This is a genomic window from Psychromonas sp. SA13A (assembly GCF_011378715.1).
In the GTDB taxonomy this organism is placed as follows: domain Bacteria; phylum Pseudomonadota; class Gammaproteobacteria; order Enterobacterales; family Psychromonadaceae; genus Psychromonas.
Genome location: NZ_WTKU01000002.1, coordinates 172543 through 189263 on the forward strand (window position 1 = coordinate 172543; position 16721 = coordinate 189263).

At 35.7% G+C, this 16721-nt stretch carries 13 protein-coding genes; 8 read left to right on the plus strand and 5 right to left on the minus strand.

Features of this window, described 5'->3' with window-relative positions; genetic code table 11:
* The first annotated feature begins 121 nt into the window (after positions 1 to 121).
* Together GQR44_RS03420 and GQR44_RS03425 are read left to right on the plus strand one after the other, a co-directional pair.
* Positions 122 to 1303, plus strand: a complete 1182-nt coding sequence (locus tag GQR44_RS03420; RefSeq protein ID WP_166369276.1) for a sensor domain-containing diguanylate cyclase — start codon at positions 122 to 124, stop codon at positions 1301 to 1303.
* Positions 1304 to 1495: 192 nt separating this feature from the next.
* Entirely contained in the window at positions 1496 to 2095 is a 600-nt protein-coding gene (locus GQR44_RS03425) for a DVUA0089 family protein (RefSeq protein WP_166369278.1), read from the plus strand.
* A 107-nt stretch (positions 2096 to 2202) separates the two neighbouring features.
* Here GQR44_RS03425 and GQR44_RS03430 read toward each other — a convergent pair whose 3' ends face one another.
* The 3 genes from GQR44_RS03430 to GQR44_RS03440 form a co-directional block, all read right to left on the minus strand.
* Positions 2203 to 2958 carry an SDR family NAD(P)-dependent oxidoreductase gene (locus GQR44_RS03430; RefSeq protein ID WP_166369280.1) on the minus strand — a complete coding sequence of 252 codons (756 nt, stop codon included), beginning with the start codon at positions 2956 to 2958 and terminating at the stop codon, positions 2203 to 2205.
* 613 nt (positions 2959 to 3571) lie between these two features.
* Positions 3572 to 4579: a putative metalloprotease CJM1_0395 family protein gene (locus tag GQR44_RS03435; protein WP_166369282.1), complete on the minus strand. Its 1008-nt coding sequence runs from the start codon at positions 4577 to 4579 to the stop codon at positions 3572 to 3574.
* A 175-nt stretch (positions 4580 to 4754) separates the two neighbouring features.
* The gene (locus GQR44_RS03440; RefSeq protein ID WP_166369284.1) at positions 4755 to 5027 is read right to left on the minus strand and encodes a hypothetical protein; all 273 of its coding nucleotides are present in this window, start codon (positions 5025 to 5027) and stop codon (positions 4755 to 4757) included.
* A 313-nt stretch (positions 5028 to 5340) separates the two neighbouring features.
* Between GQR44_RS03440 and GQR44_RS03445 the strand changes: the two genes are divergently transcribed.
* Complete coding sequence (locus GQR44_RS03445; protein ID WP_166369286.1) at positions 5341 to 5889, plus strand: NUDIX domain-containing protein; 549 nt, start codon at positions 5341 to 5343, stop codon at positions 5887 to 5889.
* Between the two features lie 136 nt (positions 5890 to 6025).
* On the opposite strand, the gene GQR44_RS03450 is transcribed toward GQR44_RS03445, so the two are convergent.
* Both GQR44_RS03450 and GQR44_RS03455 read right to left on the minus strand, forming a co-directional pair.
* Positions 6026 to 8044 carry a diguanylate cyclase gene (locus tag GQR44_RS03450; RefSeq protein ID WP_166369288.1) on the minus strand — a complete coding sequence of 673 codons (2019 nt, stop codon included), beginning with the start codon at positions 8042 to 8044 and terminating at the stop codon, positions 6026 to 6028.
* A 217-nt stretch (positions 8045 to 8261) separates the two neighbouring features.
* Positions 8262 to 8906, minus strand: coding sequence for a DUF2913 family protein (locus tag GQR44_RS03455; protein ID WP_166369290.1), 645 nt, complete (start codon positions 8904 to 8906; stop codon positions 8262 to 8264).
* A gap of 301 nt (positions 8907 to 9207) precedes the next feature.
* Here GQR44_RS03455 and GQR44_RS03460 point away from each other — a divergent pair, with 301 nt between their 5' ends.
* The 5 genes from GQR44_RS03460 (at position 9208) to GQR44_RS03480 (ending at position 16706) form a co-directional block, all read left to right on the plus strand.
* Entirely contained in the window at positions 9208 to 10137 is a 930-nt protein-coding gene (locus GQR44_RS03460) for a patatin-like phospholipase family protein (protein ID WP_166369292.1), read from the plus strand.
* A 46-nt stretch (positions 10138 to 10183) separates the two neighbouring features.
* Positions 10184 to 10726 carry a DUF1415 domain-containing protein gene (locus GQR44_RS03465; protein ID WP_166369294.1) on the plus strand — a complete coding sequence of 181 codons (543 nt, stop codon included), beginning with the start codon at positions 10184 to 10186 and terminating at the stop codon, positions 10724 to 10726.
* A gap of 268 nt (positions 10727 to 10994) precedes the next feature.
* Positions 10995 to 14846 carry an ATP-binding protein gene (locus GQR44_RS03470; protein ID WP_166369296.1) on the plus strand — a complete coding sequence of 1284 codons (3852 nt, stop codon included), beginning with the start codon at positions 10995 to 10997 and terminating at the stop codon, positions 14844 to 14846.
* The gene (locus GQR44_RS03475; RefSeq protein WP_166369298.1) at positions 14839 to 15462 is read left to right on the plus strand and encodes a hypothetical protein; all 624 of its coding nucleotides are present in this window, start codon (positions 14839 to 14841) and stop codon (positions 15460 to 15462) included. Before GQR44_RS03470 ends, GQR44_RS03475 begins: the two co-directional genes overlap by 8 nt.
* Positions 15462 to 16706 (plus strand): hypothetical protein, encoded by a 1245-nt coding sequence (locus tag GQR44_RS03480; protein ID WP_166369300.1) that lies wholly within the window; start codon positions 15462 to 15464, stop codon positions 16704 to 16706. The genes GQR44_RS03475 and GQR44_RS03480 overlap by 1 nt, the downstream gene beginning before the upstream one ends.
* The last annotated feature ends 15 nt before the right edge of the window (positions 16707 to 16721 follow it).

The following is a 16721-nucleotide window of genomic DNA, read 5'->3' on the forward strand; positions in this document are numbered from 1 at the left end:
GTATTAGAAGTCTGTGTTGACTTAATTTACTGATGCTAGGCTTTCATTGGTTAAGCTAATTAGCATTTTATGTTGATAGATTAAAACTGATAAATAATTTTTTAATGAAAAAGAATTCCCTATGAATAAAAGCAATCCAAGTCTTGAACATAATGAACGTTCTCATTCATCGCTCCCTGATCCTTTAGACTTAAAGTCAATTGAACCTGGCGCGTCTCAAATAACTTATCAACACCAAACCTATCAGCATAAAACAATTGCAGATGCAGATAAAACTTTGAATTGTATTTTAGATGTTATTGCAGAAGGCACTTGGGATTGGGATGGTAAAACGGGAAGTGTACTAAGAAGTACCGCCTGGTTTGAGATGCTAGGTTATGAAGTGGGGACATTTCAACAAAATGTCTATACTTGGGAAAATGTAATCCACAAAGAGGATTACGATAAAGTGATGCAGAGCTTTGAAAAAATAATTACACATCAAACTGATTCATATTGTATCGATTATCGCTGCCGAAAATCCGATGGTAGTTACCTTTGGATCACAGATAGATCTAAAGCGGTTGAATACAACCCAGATGGATCCGTTGCTAGAATTATCGGGGCGCATCAAGATATTCATCAACAAAAAAAAGCACAACTTTCACTATTTAAACAAAATCAACAGTTAGAGTTAGGCAACACTACACTCGAGAAATTAATATCTATCAAAACAGAGCAATTAGAAGCAAAAAACAAACAGCTTGAAGAAAAAATCCTTGAAATAGAGCGCTTAGCTAATACCGATTCTTTAACTAACATTGCAAACCGTAAAAAATTCGAGGAAGCATTAAACAGCGAAATCTCGCGCGCGAACAGATATGAACACGCACTAAGCTTTGTCATTTTTGATATTGACCATTTTAAACTCATTAATGATTCATTTGGCCACAAAATTGGAGATCAGGTGTTACAAAATATGGCTTCAGTAGTGGTAAATAATATTAGAGATATAGATGTTTTTGCACGATGGGGCGGTGAGGAGTTTGTTTTAATATTACCTTGTATAACCATTGAAGCAGCATTAAATTTCAGCGAAAGACTTCGTCAATTAATTAGCCAGACAGAATTATCAAAGGGCGTCTATATAACCTGTAGCTTTGGTGTTAGCGAATATCATAATACAGACACGGTTGAAGACTTGTTTCATCGTGCGGATCAAGCACTTTATAGCGTTAAAAATAATGGCCGTAATAGTGTGCAATGCGAAAAAATAAATGCTGATCCTATCAGCACAAGCAACTGCACAACTAATCAATTATGATATTAAAAACATAATTTATGATTTAATCGCTAAAATAGTTAACCTACTGTTTTTTTATGTTTATTTCTTGTCATAAAATAATATTTTTCTTTTATCTTGGAGTGAATAGCCATTATTAGGTATTTGCTTTATGATATCAAAATTAAATTTGTATATTAGATATAACAGTTAATTTTAATGAAGGAAAATGCAATGAAAAAATTAATAATAGGTAGTCTATTTTATTTAATACTGCCTAATATTGCATATGCAGGGCTGATAACCGAGACTGGTACTGTGAAATATGGTGAAGTAGATTGGTATGATTTTTCTACCTTCGAGACAGGAAAGGTATCTTTATCTGCAGTAGAAACTAATAAAAATAATCATTGGTGGAATAGCAAATACAACAAATATAACCAATTCGATAGCTCTTTATATTTGTTTAAAGACGATGGGTATTTAAGTTGGGACGACCTTATTAAATACGATGATAATAGTGGATATGGTCTTGAGAGTTTTATGACTGTTAACCTTACTGCTGGTGATTACTCCGTTGCTATTACGTCTTCTTATGATAATAAGTATGGATATTACAAAAATTGGTATAGTTCTAATAATGAAACGGGTTATACGTTAAATATTAGTGGAAATTATGTTAGTACGGATGGGACTATTGCACCTATAAATGTAGCGGAACCGGTATCTATTATTTTATTAGCAATTGGTTTATTTGGCATTGCTTATTCTCGCCAAAGAAGATCTCCTCTAACACTACCTGCAGTATCTAATTTAGTTTGTTTGTCTAAATAAGTGAGCCCAGTTTCAGTATCTATATGAACATTAGCATTAAAAACCTTTGAGCCCTTTTAAAGGTATTTGAGGTTTTTAATGCTTTAAATAATGTTAATAAGCTAAGACTAAATACCTAAAGCTTGACCGCCGCCTATTTGGATTGTTTCTGCGGTGATAAACGCTGCGTCTTTACTGACTAAGAAAGAGATCACTCCAGATACATCTTCAGGTTGTCCTAGACGACCTAACATAATGTTATCTTTCCATGATGCAAATACTTCGGGTTTTGTATCTTTAATTTGTTGATGAAACGGTGTATCAATAGTTCCAGGAGAAACTGCATTCACACGAATGCCTGCTGGTGCTAATTCCTTAGCAAGTGCTCGAGTTAAGGTGTGAACCGCAGCTTTTGATGTACCGTAAATACCAGCACCAGGTCCACCTGCATTCCATGCTGCATTTGAAGTGTAGTTAATAATTGAACCACCTTCGGTTTTTTTCAGAAACGGAATGGCAGCACGAGATACAAAGAAAGCACTATCAAGGTTTAATGCCATTACAAAACGAAAGAATTCAGTGGTCATTTCTTCAATAGAACTTCGTCCGCCGAGGCCACCTGCATTATTGACTACAACATCAATTTGACCGTATTTGTTTCCAATAGCATTAACATTTTCTGTAACAGCTACATCATTAGTGACATCAAAACCGTAGTATTCCGCTTCGATTCCTTCAGTTTTAAGTTCTGCTACACGTGCTGCACCAACTTCATCTTCAATACCATTTAATACGACAGTATAACCATCTTGACCAAGGCGTTTAGCTACTTGGAAACCAATACCACCAGTTGCACCAGTGATTAAAGCAATTTTTTTAGACATATTATTTTCTCACTATTAGTTAAGTTCATGCTGCAATAAATATGAAGCATTATTAATTGATAAAATGTAATTTAAAGTTGATTGATAGTTAATTTATACTCAAAGTACCCATTTATACTAAAAAACCTATTTAACAATAGTTTTATTGTAATACAAGTAAATATTTTGTAAATAGTAACTATCAATCCTTATCTCTATATTTAAATACCTATTATTGAAATAAAGCATACTTTTATATTGCTCATAAAAATCATAATCAAATATTTAATAGGAGTTTTATTAATATTAATGCAATTATTATGCGAATATAGAAGTAATTAAACATAAGAAATAAAATGCTATCTAACTGTATATATTGGTTATTTTTATTTATGTTGGGTTGTTTGTTAATTAAGCATAGAGTGAGGTTGAAAAATTAATACGTTAGCCTTTTATTCGCCAAATGTTTAAAGGCTTAAAATAAATGCTAATTTATTAGTTTTATATTTGTGAGAGTACACGCAAAATTTACTGTTATTTATCATACAAAACTGGTGTGTTATTCCATGAGTTTTTTGTATGAATGTTTTTTCTAAGCTGTTTTATCTAAGAGTTTTCTATAAGTATTGTGTTTTTATACTTGTACATTGAAGCTAGAATAGGGCGTAGAACTAATGCTGCTACTTTGATATACATTATTAATATGTAAACTTCTTGCAATCATGTTATCCCTTATTATCTGAGGGTTTTTATCTCCACGTTTATCATTATTTATTGTTTGATTATTGGAAACTGTCGGTTCAATATTCTGTGAATCGGTAAAATTTTGTTGTGTGTCGGCGCTATCATCTGAAGAGCCTCTTGAAGAACCCGCTGACGAATGCTCGTTACTGGCATCACTAGAGGAATCAGGACGGTTTGCTGCTGAGATCTCACTGCGTGCTTGTGTCGCCATTTGATCTGCTTCAGCCGCAACTTTTATATCTTGAGCAGAAGGTTGTGCAGGCGCAAGTGCTGCCGCTTTGACCTGTTGTGCTTTTTTTAATGTTGCTTCAGGATCACCTTCAATAGCAGATGTATCGATAGAGACTTCGCCCGACACCGCATACTTTACGCCATCAGGCCCCGTTTGATAGCTATAACTTGGTGAACTTGCATATTGCCCACCTACAGCAGCATGAGCTTGCTCATGGATATTTACTTCATTATGACGTGTCTTTAAAGAGCTTATGACGGCTAACTCATCTTCGCTATACGTTTGATTTTTGCCCTTATCTGAGTTGCCATTTGAGTCGTCATTTGACTCTTTATTGGAGGCTTCTGTATTTGCTACTTGTTTGCTATTTTCAACTCCCTCAGCCTTTGCAGCTACTTCTGGATCAGAGTGTGATGATTCTTTATTCTGTTGAGGTGTAACGATTTGTTGAGCACTTTTAATACTGCCATCGATAGTTGCCCTTTGATAAGTTGATGCTTGAGTTGTTGATACTGAAGGGGAGAACCCTTCTATGTTTGGCCGCATCGGTGCTGATTCAGCGCTCTGAGTTTCAGACGAGATATTGGTAGATGAAACGACATTACTTGCCATTTTTGAGCTTGTTGTCATGCTGATAGGAAGTGGGGTAGCTGCTGATATGTTCATAAAATTTCTATTCCTATTCCAGTACCGATTTCAGTTTCAGTTCTATTTTTAATTCCTATGTAGATTTATTACTAAACTCTATCGCTGCCAAAACCTTATCATTACAAACTTCATCATTACAAACTTCACCATAATAAACTTCACCATAATAAACTTCGCCATCATAAACATGCATTTAAACTTTTATGTCGAATAAACTGCCTACCGGTTTATCATCTTGATGTTGATTATTTGTTGTAAGCGATTGGTACTCGGAAATTCTTGAACTGATCACATCTTCACTCGGTGCTTGAGCCTGTAATATTGGTTGTTGTGTTGTTACTTGGTCAACACTTTGTGTCTGTTTTTGAGTCTCGATCGCTAGGTATTTAAGGTCAGAGGTTTCAGGCGCATTTCTTAGGGCGGTAACTGGCTGGCTATGTAGGTTAATACTGCCGTTAATGTCCATATACCCCCTCCAATACCTAAAATTAAATATAAAATGATTCTGTGATTATGGTACAAATGAATGTTAAATACGAATTATTCGTTTGAATAAATGCATCATTATCTATTTTAGCCTCAATTTATTAAGCCGCGATGACACTCTATTTAGCATGTTATAAAGTTATTCGTGCGTTTATTATACGAATCTAAATATTTTTAAACGAATGATATAAATAATTAATCATTATATTGTTTTAGGTTGTTCATTTTTTTGGTTAATTAAACATTACTCATTAAAATAGGCGTCATTGAATTTAATATATTTAGAGAGTGTAATGCGTTTACTGCAACGAGTGGTCCATCCTTCGATTCAAATTGAAAACTTGTCCCCCTGTCATCATCAAAGTTTTACTCGCATCGCAACAAGAGCGATAGTGATCAGAGATAAAAAAATTTTATTAATGTTCACTAATCGCTATAACGACTATTCCTTACCAGGTGGAGGTGTCGATGAGGGCGAAGATTTATTAACGGGCTTCAAAAGAGAGCTTGCAGAAGAAACTGGAGCGGTTGGAATAAAGCGTGTGCAAGCTTTTGGATTATATGAAGAGTACCGGCCACATAAGAGTGATAAACATAACCCTGAATGTTCTATCATGCATATGCTCTCGTATTGCTACAGCTGCGAAATAGGAGAGCACCTTGGTGCGAATAAACTGGAAGACTATGAAGTTAATAATGGTATGCAAGTGTGCTGGGTTCACATTGACGATGCTATTCAACATAATATTAACACCATGCAAAATGACAAAAAGCAGGGGTTATCGATTCAAAGAGAAACCTATTTAATGCAACAAATAAAAGTACAATTTAGCTTAGATTGACGACTTCTTATGCGAATCTAGGTTATTGATTGAAGATAGGTTTATGAAAGTAGCTTGCTGAAGCTATATAACTGAAGGTATATAACTGAAATTAGTTTAATAACTTCAGTTATATAGGATTTTTTAGCTCTAAGTATTAGGCTTCGATTTCATCTGTTGATTGGACTGCTTTATTACGTCCCGTTGTTTTTGCGAAATACAGTGCAACGTCAGCGCGTTTAAGTAGATCATTTAAGTCTTCGTTGGCATTAATACGTTGAGTAGTTCCGATTGATAATGTTATTTCAACCGTGAGTTGATCATCTATTTTTATCTTGTTATTCGCTAATCGCTCACAAATGTTGTTTGCTAGTTCGAGTGTGTCTTTTTTATTTATTCTTGACGTCAGTATGGCAAACTCTTCACCGCCTATACGAGCCAAAATAGCTTCCTCAGGTAATGCTTTTTGTAGTGAAGCAGCAATGAATTTTAAGACTAAATCACCGACATCATGTCCGAAGTTGTCATTAATACTTTTAAAATGATCGGCATCTATCATTAATAAAGAAACATGGTCATTGGATTCTAACATTTGACTCGCTTGCTTGAAAAAGTGCCTGCGATTACTGATTTCCGTGAGCACATCGGTATTAGCAATATGGTCAAGACGCTTTTCCAGTTCAATACGTTCTGTAATATCAAATGCTGAGGTGCGGGCGATAGCAAAATAACCTTTTTCTAGAATTGAAGTGGCCGATGTAGAAACAAAAAAAGTATGTCCATCTTTGCATTGTACTTCTAATACAACACCTTCTATGGTTTCATCCAAGTGTAGATTTTTCAAAAACTGCTCAAATACAGGGACACTGCCTTTGGTTAAAAAATCAGTAAAAGACGATCCAACAACTTCATCGCGTGTGTAACCTAACCAACTTAACTCAGTCTGGTTCATTTTTATGACATAGCCATTTTTATCTAAACTGTGGTAACCACATGGAGCATTCTCATATAAATCGATTAATTCATTTTTAATGAATAAGTCGTAACGCAGTCGCCTACGTTTTTGTTCTGACATAATTAAAAGCAGTAACAAAATAGCAGCAGACCCGATGAATAATGAAGCGATGATCACACGGCCCACTGGTTTATAAAAAAACGAACTTTCATTCATTACATCATAGGGTAAGAAAATAATTAATTTCCAATTATTCTGTTGCCTAGATTGTTCACTAACAGAAAGGTTAATGGCTCGTTCTGCTTGATATTTACCGATGCTATCTAAACTAAAGGGATTGATCGATACGTAGCGAAATATTCCGTGATCTGATTGATAGATACCACTGTCATTTTTCTGAATTGTAGGCCACGCTTGAGGATATTTATCTTGAAATTTCTGAGAGACTGTATCAAGGCTTCCTCCCCACTCATTGCTTCTATCATGATTACTTATCCAGTAACCTTCTGGGTCTATCAACATACCTTGACCGTTGATACGTAGCCCCATTTGGTCTCTAAAGTTTTGTAATAATTCAGTGGCGAGGTAATTCATTACCATTAAACCAACCGTTTTACCCTCGCTATTGATAACCGGTGTTGCAAAGCGGATAACAGGTTTATAGGGAAATTCAATTTCACCACGCTCTACATTAAGTTCCATAGCAGAGACATAAACTTTACCTTGTGGTTGTTTAATACCTTCTTGAAAATAATGAGTATGTTTTTTACTTTGTAAGTTATTAGGTTTGACGATTTCTACAGAAGGGTTGATATAATTTATTCGAATACGCTCTTTACCTTCAATATCCAGTAGCCTTACTTGGTCGTAGCGGAAAAATGTGGATGCTAAATTAGAAAATAGGGACTCTAATCCTTTTTTGCTTGAAAGCGTGCCATTTTCAAGGAAATCAACTAATGCTTTGGAGCGAGTGACCATTTGCAATACCATTAATTGTATTTGCATCTCTTTTTGTAGTGCTTGAGTAGTAGAGGTTACAAATGCTTCTTCTTGCGCAAGCATTGTTTTTTCTAAGTTTTGAGTATATTGGAATTGAACGTATACCAAAGTTAGTGCTAAAGCTGTTGCTATTAATAAATAGATCCAGATAAAACGACGCAATACCGATGCTGTAAAAGAGTGAGATTCGATATCAGTATCGTTGGCAGTATTTTTTGTCATTATTATTGGTCTTATTTTTGTTGGTTAAGGATAAAATAGTGTTTATGTTGGTGATATTTTATAAGCAGATCAATAACGGATATTCAGACGCTAAATTAATCATATTGATGAATTTATAGGGTTATTATTTATGCATAAAAATGCATTTTTATTCAGCAGTTAAACAAAAGCTTATAAAGTGTTCGCACAGTGGTACCAAGCAAACACTTTAAAAGGACTAAGCCATCAATAATTCAGGTAAAAATTCACCTTCGTTATTGTTGTAAATAATATATTCACCATGATATTTAACTTTAGATTTATAATCAGTTACTTTGTAAAGTAATAATGATTGATCAAAGGCTGCTTGTAATGCTTCTGGTAAATCACCACGGATATATAAGCTAATAGGTTTAACTAATAAACCATCTTCAAAATTTTGTTCAAATTGTTGACTACAAATAATCATAGATGCTTGACCTGCACTATGGCGATTTAACTTTTCACCTACTTCAAGGTCAGTGTTAACCATCCATTGTAGTTCAGTTAATTTATCACACAAATTAATTATTTGTTGTTTATTAACAGGTTTTGCTTTTAAGTCTTGGTCAAAAACGTGCTCATAGTGCGCCTTAATGGCCTGAAAGGTTTCAACTAAAGCCGCATTTTTCCCTAAACTACGGGCTTTACGTTGCCAAATTTTTAACGTCGGCAATACATCACTTTCAAAACGTTTTTTCTTCATCGCATTGGTTGTCCATGCCGCTAGAAAATGCGTTTCACTGAGTGGGTTTTTAGGAATTTTACCTTTCAGTTGTGCTTCATGTAAATCCGCTAAAGCAGTCGTGACCACTTGATGAATTGATGTTGAGAAACTAGTCATGATTATCCTGATGATTAAAAAAATAGTAAGCTAAAAGTATGACAGGCTAAGTACCCAGGGACAAGCAAAGATAGGTAATTGTTGTTTGTTGTTGTCAAATAAGGCACTGAACACTTTATTTGCGGACTAAAACTTATTGCTATGAGGGATATTAAGTGTCTGAGATTCAAATAATGCGATGTTAATAGCTAACGTTAATAAAAGTAGAATGCTAAATAAATAAAAAACAACAAAGTAAATGGTTAATTAAACATTAAAAGGTGGTTAAAATGGCAAAGCTTACATCGACAGGAATTTTAATATGGTAACTGAAAATCATGTACTTGAAATCAGCCCCAAACAAAAAAAGTGCATATCACTGGTGCTAGGTAGTGGCGGTGCAAGGGGCTTGGCCCATATTGGCATTATTAAGTGGTTAGTAGAAAATAACTATCAAATAAAATCTATATCAGGTTGCTCAATTGGAGCCTTGATTGGCGGTGTATATGCTGCGGGAAAATTAGATGAATTTGAACAATGGGTTTGTGGGTTAAGTAAATTAGATATTATTTCCCTATTAGATATTTCCTGGAGTACGAGTGGGTTATTACGTGGCGATAAAATAATTGATACGCTATTCAAGCTATTAGGTGATCAAACCATCGAAGCCTTACCGCTGCAATTTACAGCCGTTGCGGCAGATATAAAAAATGAGAAAGAAGTGTGGATTAATTCAGGCTGTTTATTCGATGCGATTCGTGCATCTATTTCATTACCTTTATTTTTTACACCGGTTGAACGAAAAGGAGTGCAGCTGATTGATGGCGGTGTGTTAAACCCTGTGCCGATAGCACCAACGTTTAGTGATAATACTGATTTTACTGTTGCGGTTAATCTGGGTGGGGTTATTGATCTGGATAGAGTAGAACCAGATACGTTAATGGATGTGGTAGATAGTATTGAGGATTTACCATTGCAGCAAAAAATTGGGCATTACATCAAACAGTTTGGAGATAACTTAGCATTAACAAATAGCAAACCGCCGACATGGAAAGCTTATGATGTTGCGGACCAAGCCTTTGATGCTATGCAAAGTACCATTGCTCGCTTGAAATTGGCGGCTTACCCTGCCGATTATAATATAGTGATCCCCAGAAATGCCTGTGGCACTTTAGAGTTTGACCGTGCAAAAGAGATGATCGCCTTAGGTTATCAAAGCGCACAGAAAGCGTTACACTTAGATACTATTTAAGCATTAAGCACTCAAGTTAAGTGCAACATTGTAAAAAGGGAAACATGTGGACGTAATTAGTAGTACGCAATCTTGGGTTAACAACGTCATTGTTAAATATAATATTTGTCCATTTGCTAAAAGAGAGGTGGATCGTGGCAGTATTCGTTACTGTGAAGAAGCTAACACTGAAATTGAAGGTGTATTAGATAGACTAACAGTTGAATGCGAGTTTTTAGATACACATCCAGAAACTGAAACTACGTTATTAATTTTGAGTGAAGCCTGTAGTGATTTTGAGCACTTTTTAGATTTGGTATATCTATCCAACCATCTTCTACAAATGAGTCATTATGAAGGGGTTTATCAATTAGCTCATTTTCACCCTGATTATTGTTTTGCTGGCGATGATGAAAATGCAGCTTCTAATTATAGCAACCGTTCACCACATCCTACATTACATCTCATTCGAGAGAGCAGTATGGAAAAAGCTATCGCGGCTCATCCTGATGTGGAAGGGATCCCCGATAGGAATATTGCGTTTTTAAATAAAAAAGGTAGTCCTTTTTTTGCTGACCTTCTGGCGAGTTGTTTGTTAGTTAATAAGTAACTAGCACTTCAAATAAGAATATTTTTGAACACTTATGTTTTTAAGTGCTTTTTATAATTAGCTAACAGGCGAGATTATTAACCTAATAACAATCGTATTGGCTACATATTCTGCATTTACAGAGATTAATGCAAAGTGTTGTTTGAAACTGGTCGACAAACCTTATTAAGCAAGATAAGTTTCACTGTTTTTCGGTTGTATTTATTCCTTTAGATATGACTGCTTCATAAACAAACGTTTTTATAATCAAAGTTAACAAGGATTTTCCATGGCAGAACAGGCCTATCAATTATTACGCATTATTATTATCGATAGCTTTTGGAAAGGGCAGGTTAACGAATTAGACTTATCTGGTCATACGCAACTTGAAGGTACCAACGGCGCTGGTAAAACATCTTTGATGCGTTTACTGCCACTTTTTTATGGTATGAGACCCAGTGAAATAGTTAGTAAAGTGGATCAAGCTAAAAACTTTGCAGATTATTATTTGCCAAGAGACTCTAGTATGTTGGTTTATGAATACCAACGACCTAGTGGTCAAACATGTATGGCACTTGCCAGCTCCGATGGGAGAGGAGTGCAATTTAAATTTATTGATAGTGGTTTTGAAAGTGGATTATTTATTGGTGAAAATCATTTTCCGTTAACCGTCTCAGAAGTTGAAAGAGCTTATCGAAATTTAGGTGTGGAATGCTCTAACTATTTAGGCGTTGATAAATACCGACAAGTGATTCAAAACTTACGCAGTGGTCGTAAAGTTAAAGAGGTTCGTCAATTACAAAATCGTTTCTCATTCAGTGATTTAGCTACTCCTCACCTAGATAAAGTAGTGAATGGTACGATTGAAAAAAATCTAGATTTTGATGCGGTTAAACAAATGCTGGTGGCTATCGCTAGCGATCACATTGCGCGCAGCGTGGGTCAAGAAAAAGAACAAATTACCCTCAATAAACAAGATATTAGTTTATGGTTAGCTGATATACAAGCTAGTCGCTCGATTCAAAAAGTAAGTGATAAAATTGCGTTATGGCAAACAGATTTTACGCAGTTAGACAGTTTATTGATTAAGCTGCAGCATTTGCATGCGGAAATGTTAGCGCACCAGCAAAATATCACTGCATTGCAACAGCAACGTAGTGATCAAAAAGCCAGCTTTAGAGATGAAATAACGGTTCTAGATAAACAGTTAAAAGAACAAAGCCTTCTGCTTCAAACTGAAATAAGCCAAATAGCGGCTAAGATAGAAGCGGATCAAAGCCGAATTGATTTGTTAGATGACGATAAATTAAAGTTCGATGAAAATGACGCGGCGAGTTATCAACTACAAGCCGATAATGCACCTCGTTATCAACAAGCCTTAAACGATGTCAATGAAATTATTGAAGCGTTCGAAGGTAATTTAAATAAGGTTCAAGCTAAATTTGAGTCATTATTACAATCGTTAACCTTGCAAAAGGTACAGGATGAAGCGCGTAATAATGAGCAAGTCTCGCAGATCAAAGAACAATCTAATCTACAACTATCGGTCGTGTCCGAAAACTATCAAGGTCAGTTAAGTAAACTAAACGAACAACTTAACGAATCATTTTTAAAAATAAATATGGACCTGCAAACGCTACAAAACCAGTTAAAAATGGAAGAATTAGCGCAGAAAAATATTACTGTTGAAGCAAGCTTGCGAGCAGAGATTGAAGCAAATCAAGTCAGTATGTCAGAAGTTAAAGATAACCTAAGTGACTGCCTACAGGTCTTAAGCTCTGATAATGACCAGTTAAATACGCTAGAAAAACAACGTATTCAACTCTTAGAACAACATAAACAACACAACCGCCAGCTTGAAGATGTCAAAAAATCACGTCAGCAATTACAGTTACAACTCTTACCTGAAGTGAACTCACTGCAGCATTTTTTAAGCAATGAGCCAAATGCGTTAGGTTGGAAAAACAATATTGGACGAGTGTTATCAGCTCAACAGTTAGCACGTAAAGATCTTAATCCTCAATGGGTTTCACAGGGAGATAACGCAGAAACTTTATTTGGATTGAAAATAGATTTAGATCAGCTGCAAGATAATGATTTACAACTTAATGAAAACGAACTTAGAGAAAAACTAAGTGATGTAGAGCAAAAAATTGCAGCCTTGATTAAAAAGGTGACAGATCTAGAATCTCAACTTAATGAATTGACTAAACAGATTGTAAATCAACAGGTTTTAATCAGCGAACGTAAACAAAATTTACAAAAAGTAGAATTAAAACGCCAACAATTTAAAGCACAACAAGAAAATCTTGAGCTTAAAAAACAACACTATTTAAAACAAGCGGCATTAGCGTTTGAAGATAATATTAAAAAGCTCACCACACAAATTAAAAATCAACATACTAAGCTTGAAGAATTTAAAGCTTTACAGCAAGAGCAGCGCTTTGAGTTGAGCAATCAAATGCTGGATCAACGCATGGTGATTGAATCTGATCGAGATAGTCAATTAGAGCAATTAGCAGAGCAGTTAACATCTATTAAAGACAGCGCTAAAACACGACAAAAAGATTATAAGCAACAACGCGACCGAGCATTAGAAGAGCTAGATCCCGATGGCGAAGTTGATAAGCGCATTAAACAACGGGTTGAGTTAACTGAAAAACTAGAACAATGTGCTGTATGGGCTCGTAAAGCCCGTGAGTACCAACAGTTTATGAATGAACGTTATGTACACCGTGATCAATTAGTTGAAAAAAACCAAAACCGAGAAGTGCAAAAGCGTGGCTTAGAAAATAGCTTAGCGGATTTGAAAATTGAAAAAAATAATTTAATCGGTGAGAAACAAAAACAATTTAAGAAAGTATCACAACAATTAAATGACGATGCCGATCTGTTATTACAATTAGGGTTAGCGCAACGAGAGTGTGAGCAATACGGTATTGAAGCAACTTTAAGTGAATCTGAACCGCATAACAGTGCCGATTTAACAGTAACATTCTGTGGCGATTGGATAAAACAATTCAGAACTATAGATAAACGATTACAAAGTCAAATCACTCAGTTTAATACCGCCTTTGCTAAGCATAATGCAAACAGTGAATTATATGAAAACTGGGTTAAATTAGTGTCTGATAATGATATTTATGAAGGCGCTCGTAGTCTGTTTAAGTATCAGCATCCGATCGCTGACTTATTAAGTAGTGCCGCTCAAAAGCAAAAAAATACTTATCAACTAGTCACCGTCAATGCGAATATGATCAATGAGTTTTATCAGCACATAGAAAATTTTGCGCGTCGCATTAAAAGCATTGGTAAACAGTTATCAAGTAACGTCACTAAGCTCGCTCATTTCGAAGCATTAGCGGACATTAATGTTAATACTGTGATGAAACAAGAAGAGCTTGATTATTGGGGACCATTACAGCAATTTGCAAAATTGTTTGACAAATATCGTGATGATTTACGTGAAGGAGTGGGTGATATTCCCGATGACTTGATTGTTGCGATGCAAAAATTGTCGACTTATCTACCTAGTGATGGTTTTGCATTAGCGCATCATCAATTGTTTGATATAGAGTTTACTATCTCAGAAAAGGGGCAGTTAAAACACGCTCGTAATGCGCGACAGTTGAAAAAAATCAGTTCTACGGGCTTATCCTACTTAGCGATGCTTTCTTTATATGCGGGTATTTTGGGTATGTTACGAGGTGAAAGCGATGCTAAAACACAAATCATCCTACCAGTGGATGAATTAGGTGAACTGGCAGCAGAAAATATCGACCTGTTATTGACTATGTTTAACGATAATGCGATCACTATGCTATCGGCTTCACCTTCTACGGATAGGCATATTTTATCTTTATATCAACGTCATTATAAGATTAAAGATAATAAGATTTTCCATGCGCATATTCCAACTTCTCGCTTAGATGAATTACTGCTACAACGTAAAAAAGTAGCCGAGCAGCTCAAGAACCAAGTAAATGAACATACAAGTACTAATGTAAGTACTCATGCAAGTACGGACGTAAGCGCTATTGAGAACTCACAAGAAAAACGTGAGCAAAGCAATACAGAGAGTGAGCAGGCGTCATCAAGTACTGATACAGATATGATCTCAAAGGAGCCTCAAAATGTTTAAGCAAACTGTTCAGCAACTATTAACAGGAGCGGTAATTTGTGAAACAGGGTTTGCCGATGAATTCCTCTATTTGCAGGCTCAATCTAATCAGGATCGTGTCTCGGATTTTTTATCTAATTTAGACCGTGATTTAACGTACTTAGACAGTGCCGATGCCTATTATTGTACTTTTAACGAAGTAGACGCTAATAACAGTGCTGAACTGACCACTTTATTTACCGATATTAGAGGGATGTTTCGTCCGTTAGTAGAGTTCTTAGAGTTGATCCTCACTGCCAGTCAAACCGATTTACCTATCCATGCTAAATCAATTATTAATATCAATGAGCTATTTGATCCCTTTGAACATGATCAAACTTTACGTGAACAACTGCGCCATTTAACCGCGATACGTCCTTTTAAAACGAATAAATTAGAAAGCCGTGAGCAGCTGGTATTTGTTTTTCATAAACTTGAAGAGTTAGGATATTTTGTGCGTAAGAATGCTGGAAGTAGTCGCTATTTTGCGACGGCACGTTTCGATTTAATCTATTTATTGATTGAGTTTCTGAATGACTCAGAACGCATTGAGTTACCTGAAACTGAACAGCAACAACAAGAAGAGTTATTGTTTTAATGGCTGGCTACGATACCAAAGATGTTGCGGAGTTATTACGTCAACTTGGCTCAAATGACCAATTGCTTGCTGAAGCCTATGTATTTGGTTCGATACAGGGCGACGGTGGTGATGCACGTAAAATTGCTGCTTTGCATAAAAAAGCGTTATTAAGGCCCGACGATGAACCGGGTGATTATCGTGTAAGTGCTGAATTAAAACGCATGCTAAACCGGTTAATGCGTAAACAAAGTAGTTACCGTCAACTTACTGATATGGGTAAAGTAATTGATGTATTGGAAGATACTGTCAACGACTACCGTTTATCTGTGATTGGCGACCAGCAGGACGATGCAGAATACTATTTAGATCAACTTGATGATCTGCTTTATGAAGCAAAAGATAACTTAAATGTTAGCTTAGATAATATGCATTATGCCATTTCCAGTCAGTTTGGTTTTGTATCTACTATTAGTGCTAAGGTTCGTGAAAATGAACGTGCTTTAACCTATGCACAAAAGCTATTAACTGAGTTACAACAGATTGACCCTGAAACTTGTTATGAGTGGATGAATTGGGCTTGCCCGGTAGAACTGGCGCGTAAAATCAGTGGTTTCATCTATTGGTTTAATCAGACTCTTCCAAGGTTACGTTACATCATTGACAGTATGCGCCTAAGTTTATTTAAATTACGACGCGATGAAAAACAGGCAAGCCTATTACGCAATATGGCGCGGTATCTTCACAAACACCCTGAATTTGAAATTAATGAACAGGTGTTTGAAGACAAAACTTTACCGAAACCATTACGTTTTGCTGCGCCGATGCCGATTAAGTCGTATATCAATGTTAAAGAAACAGCGCATGAAATTGCATTAATTGAAATTGTACAATCACTGCGTAAATTAAGTTCAGTGGTTAAACCTAATGCGCGTGAAACATCGGAAGTGGAATTGATTGCTAATGTTGCTATGAGTTTCAGTTACGATTACTTCGAAGAGCAGACAGAACGTTTATTTGAACAAGCTATTACCACTGGAAACCCCGTTTCTGCTATTAAATATTGGCAACAAGCGTTACCAGAGTGGCATAGCGAACAACAGCATATCGACCCGACACCTTGGGTTGAGTTAGTGTTTAGTAGTTATTGTAAATTAACCAATATACAACAAGCATTGATAGATATTCGCCCTAAAGGCCAACAATTAAAGGGTATTTCCCATAATTGGTCGTACAGTGATATTGTCGTTAAAGTAAATAGTTAAGGTAAATAATTAAAA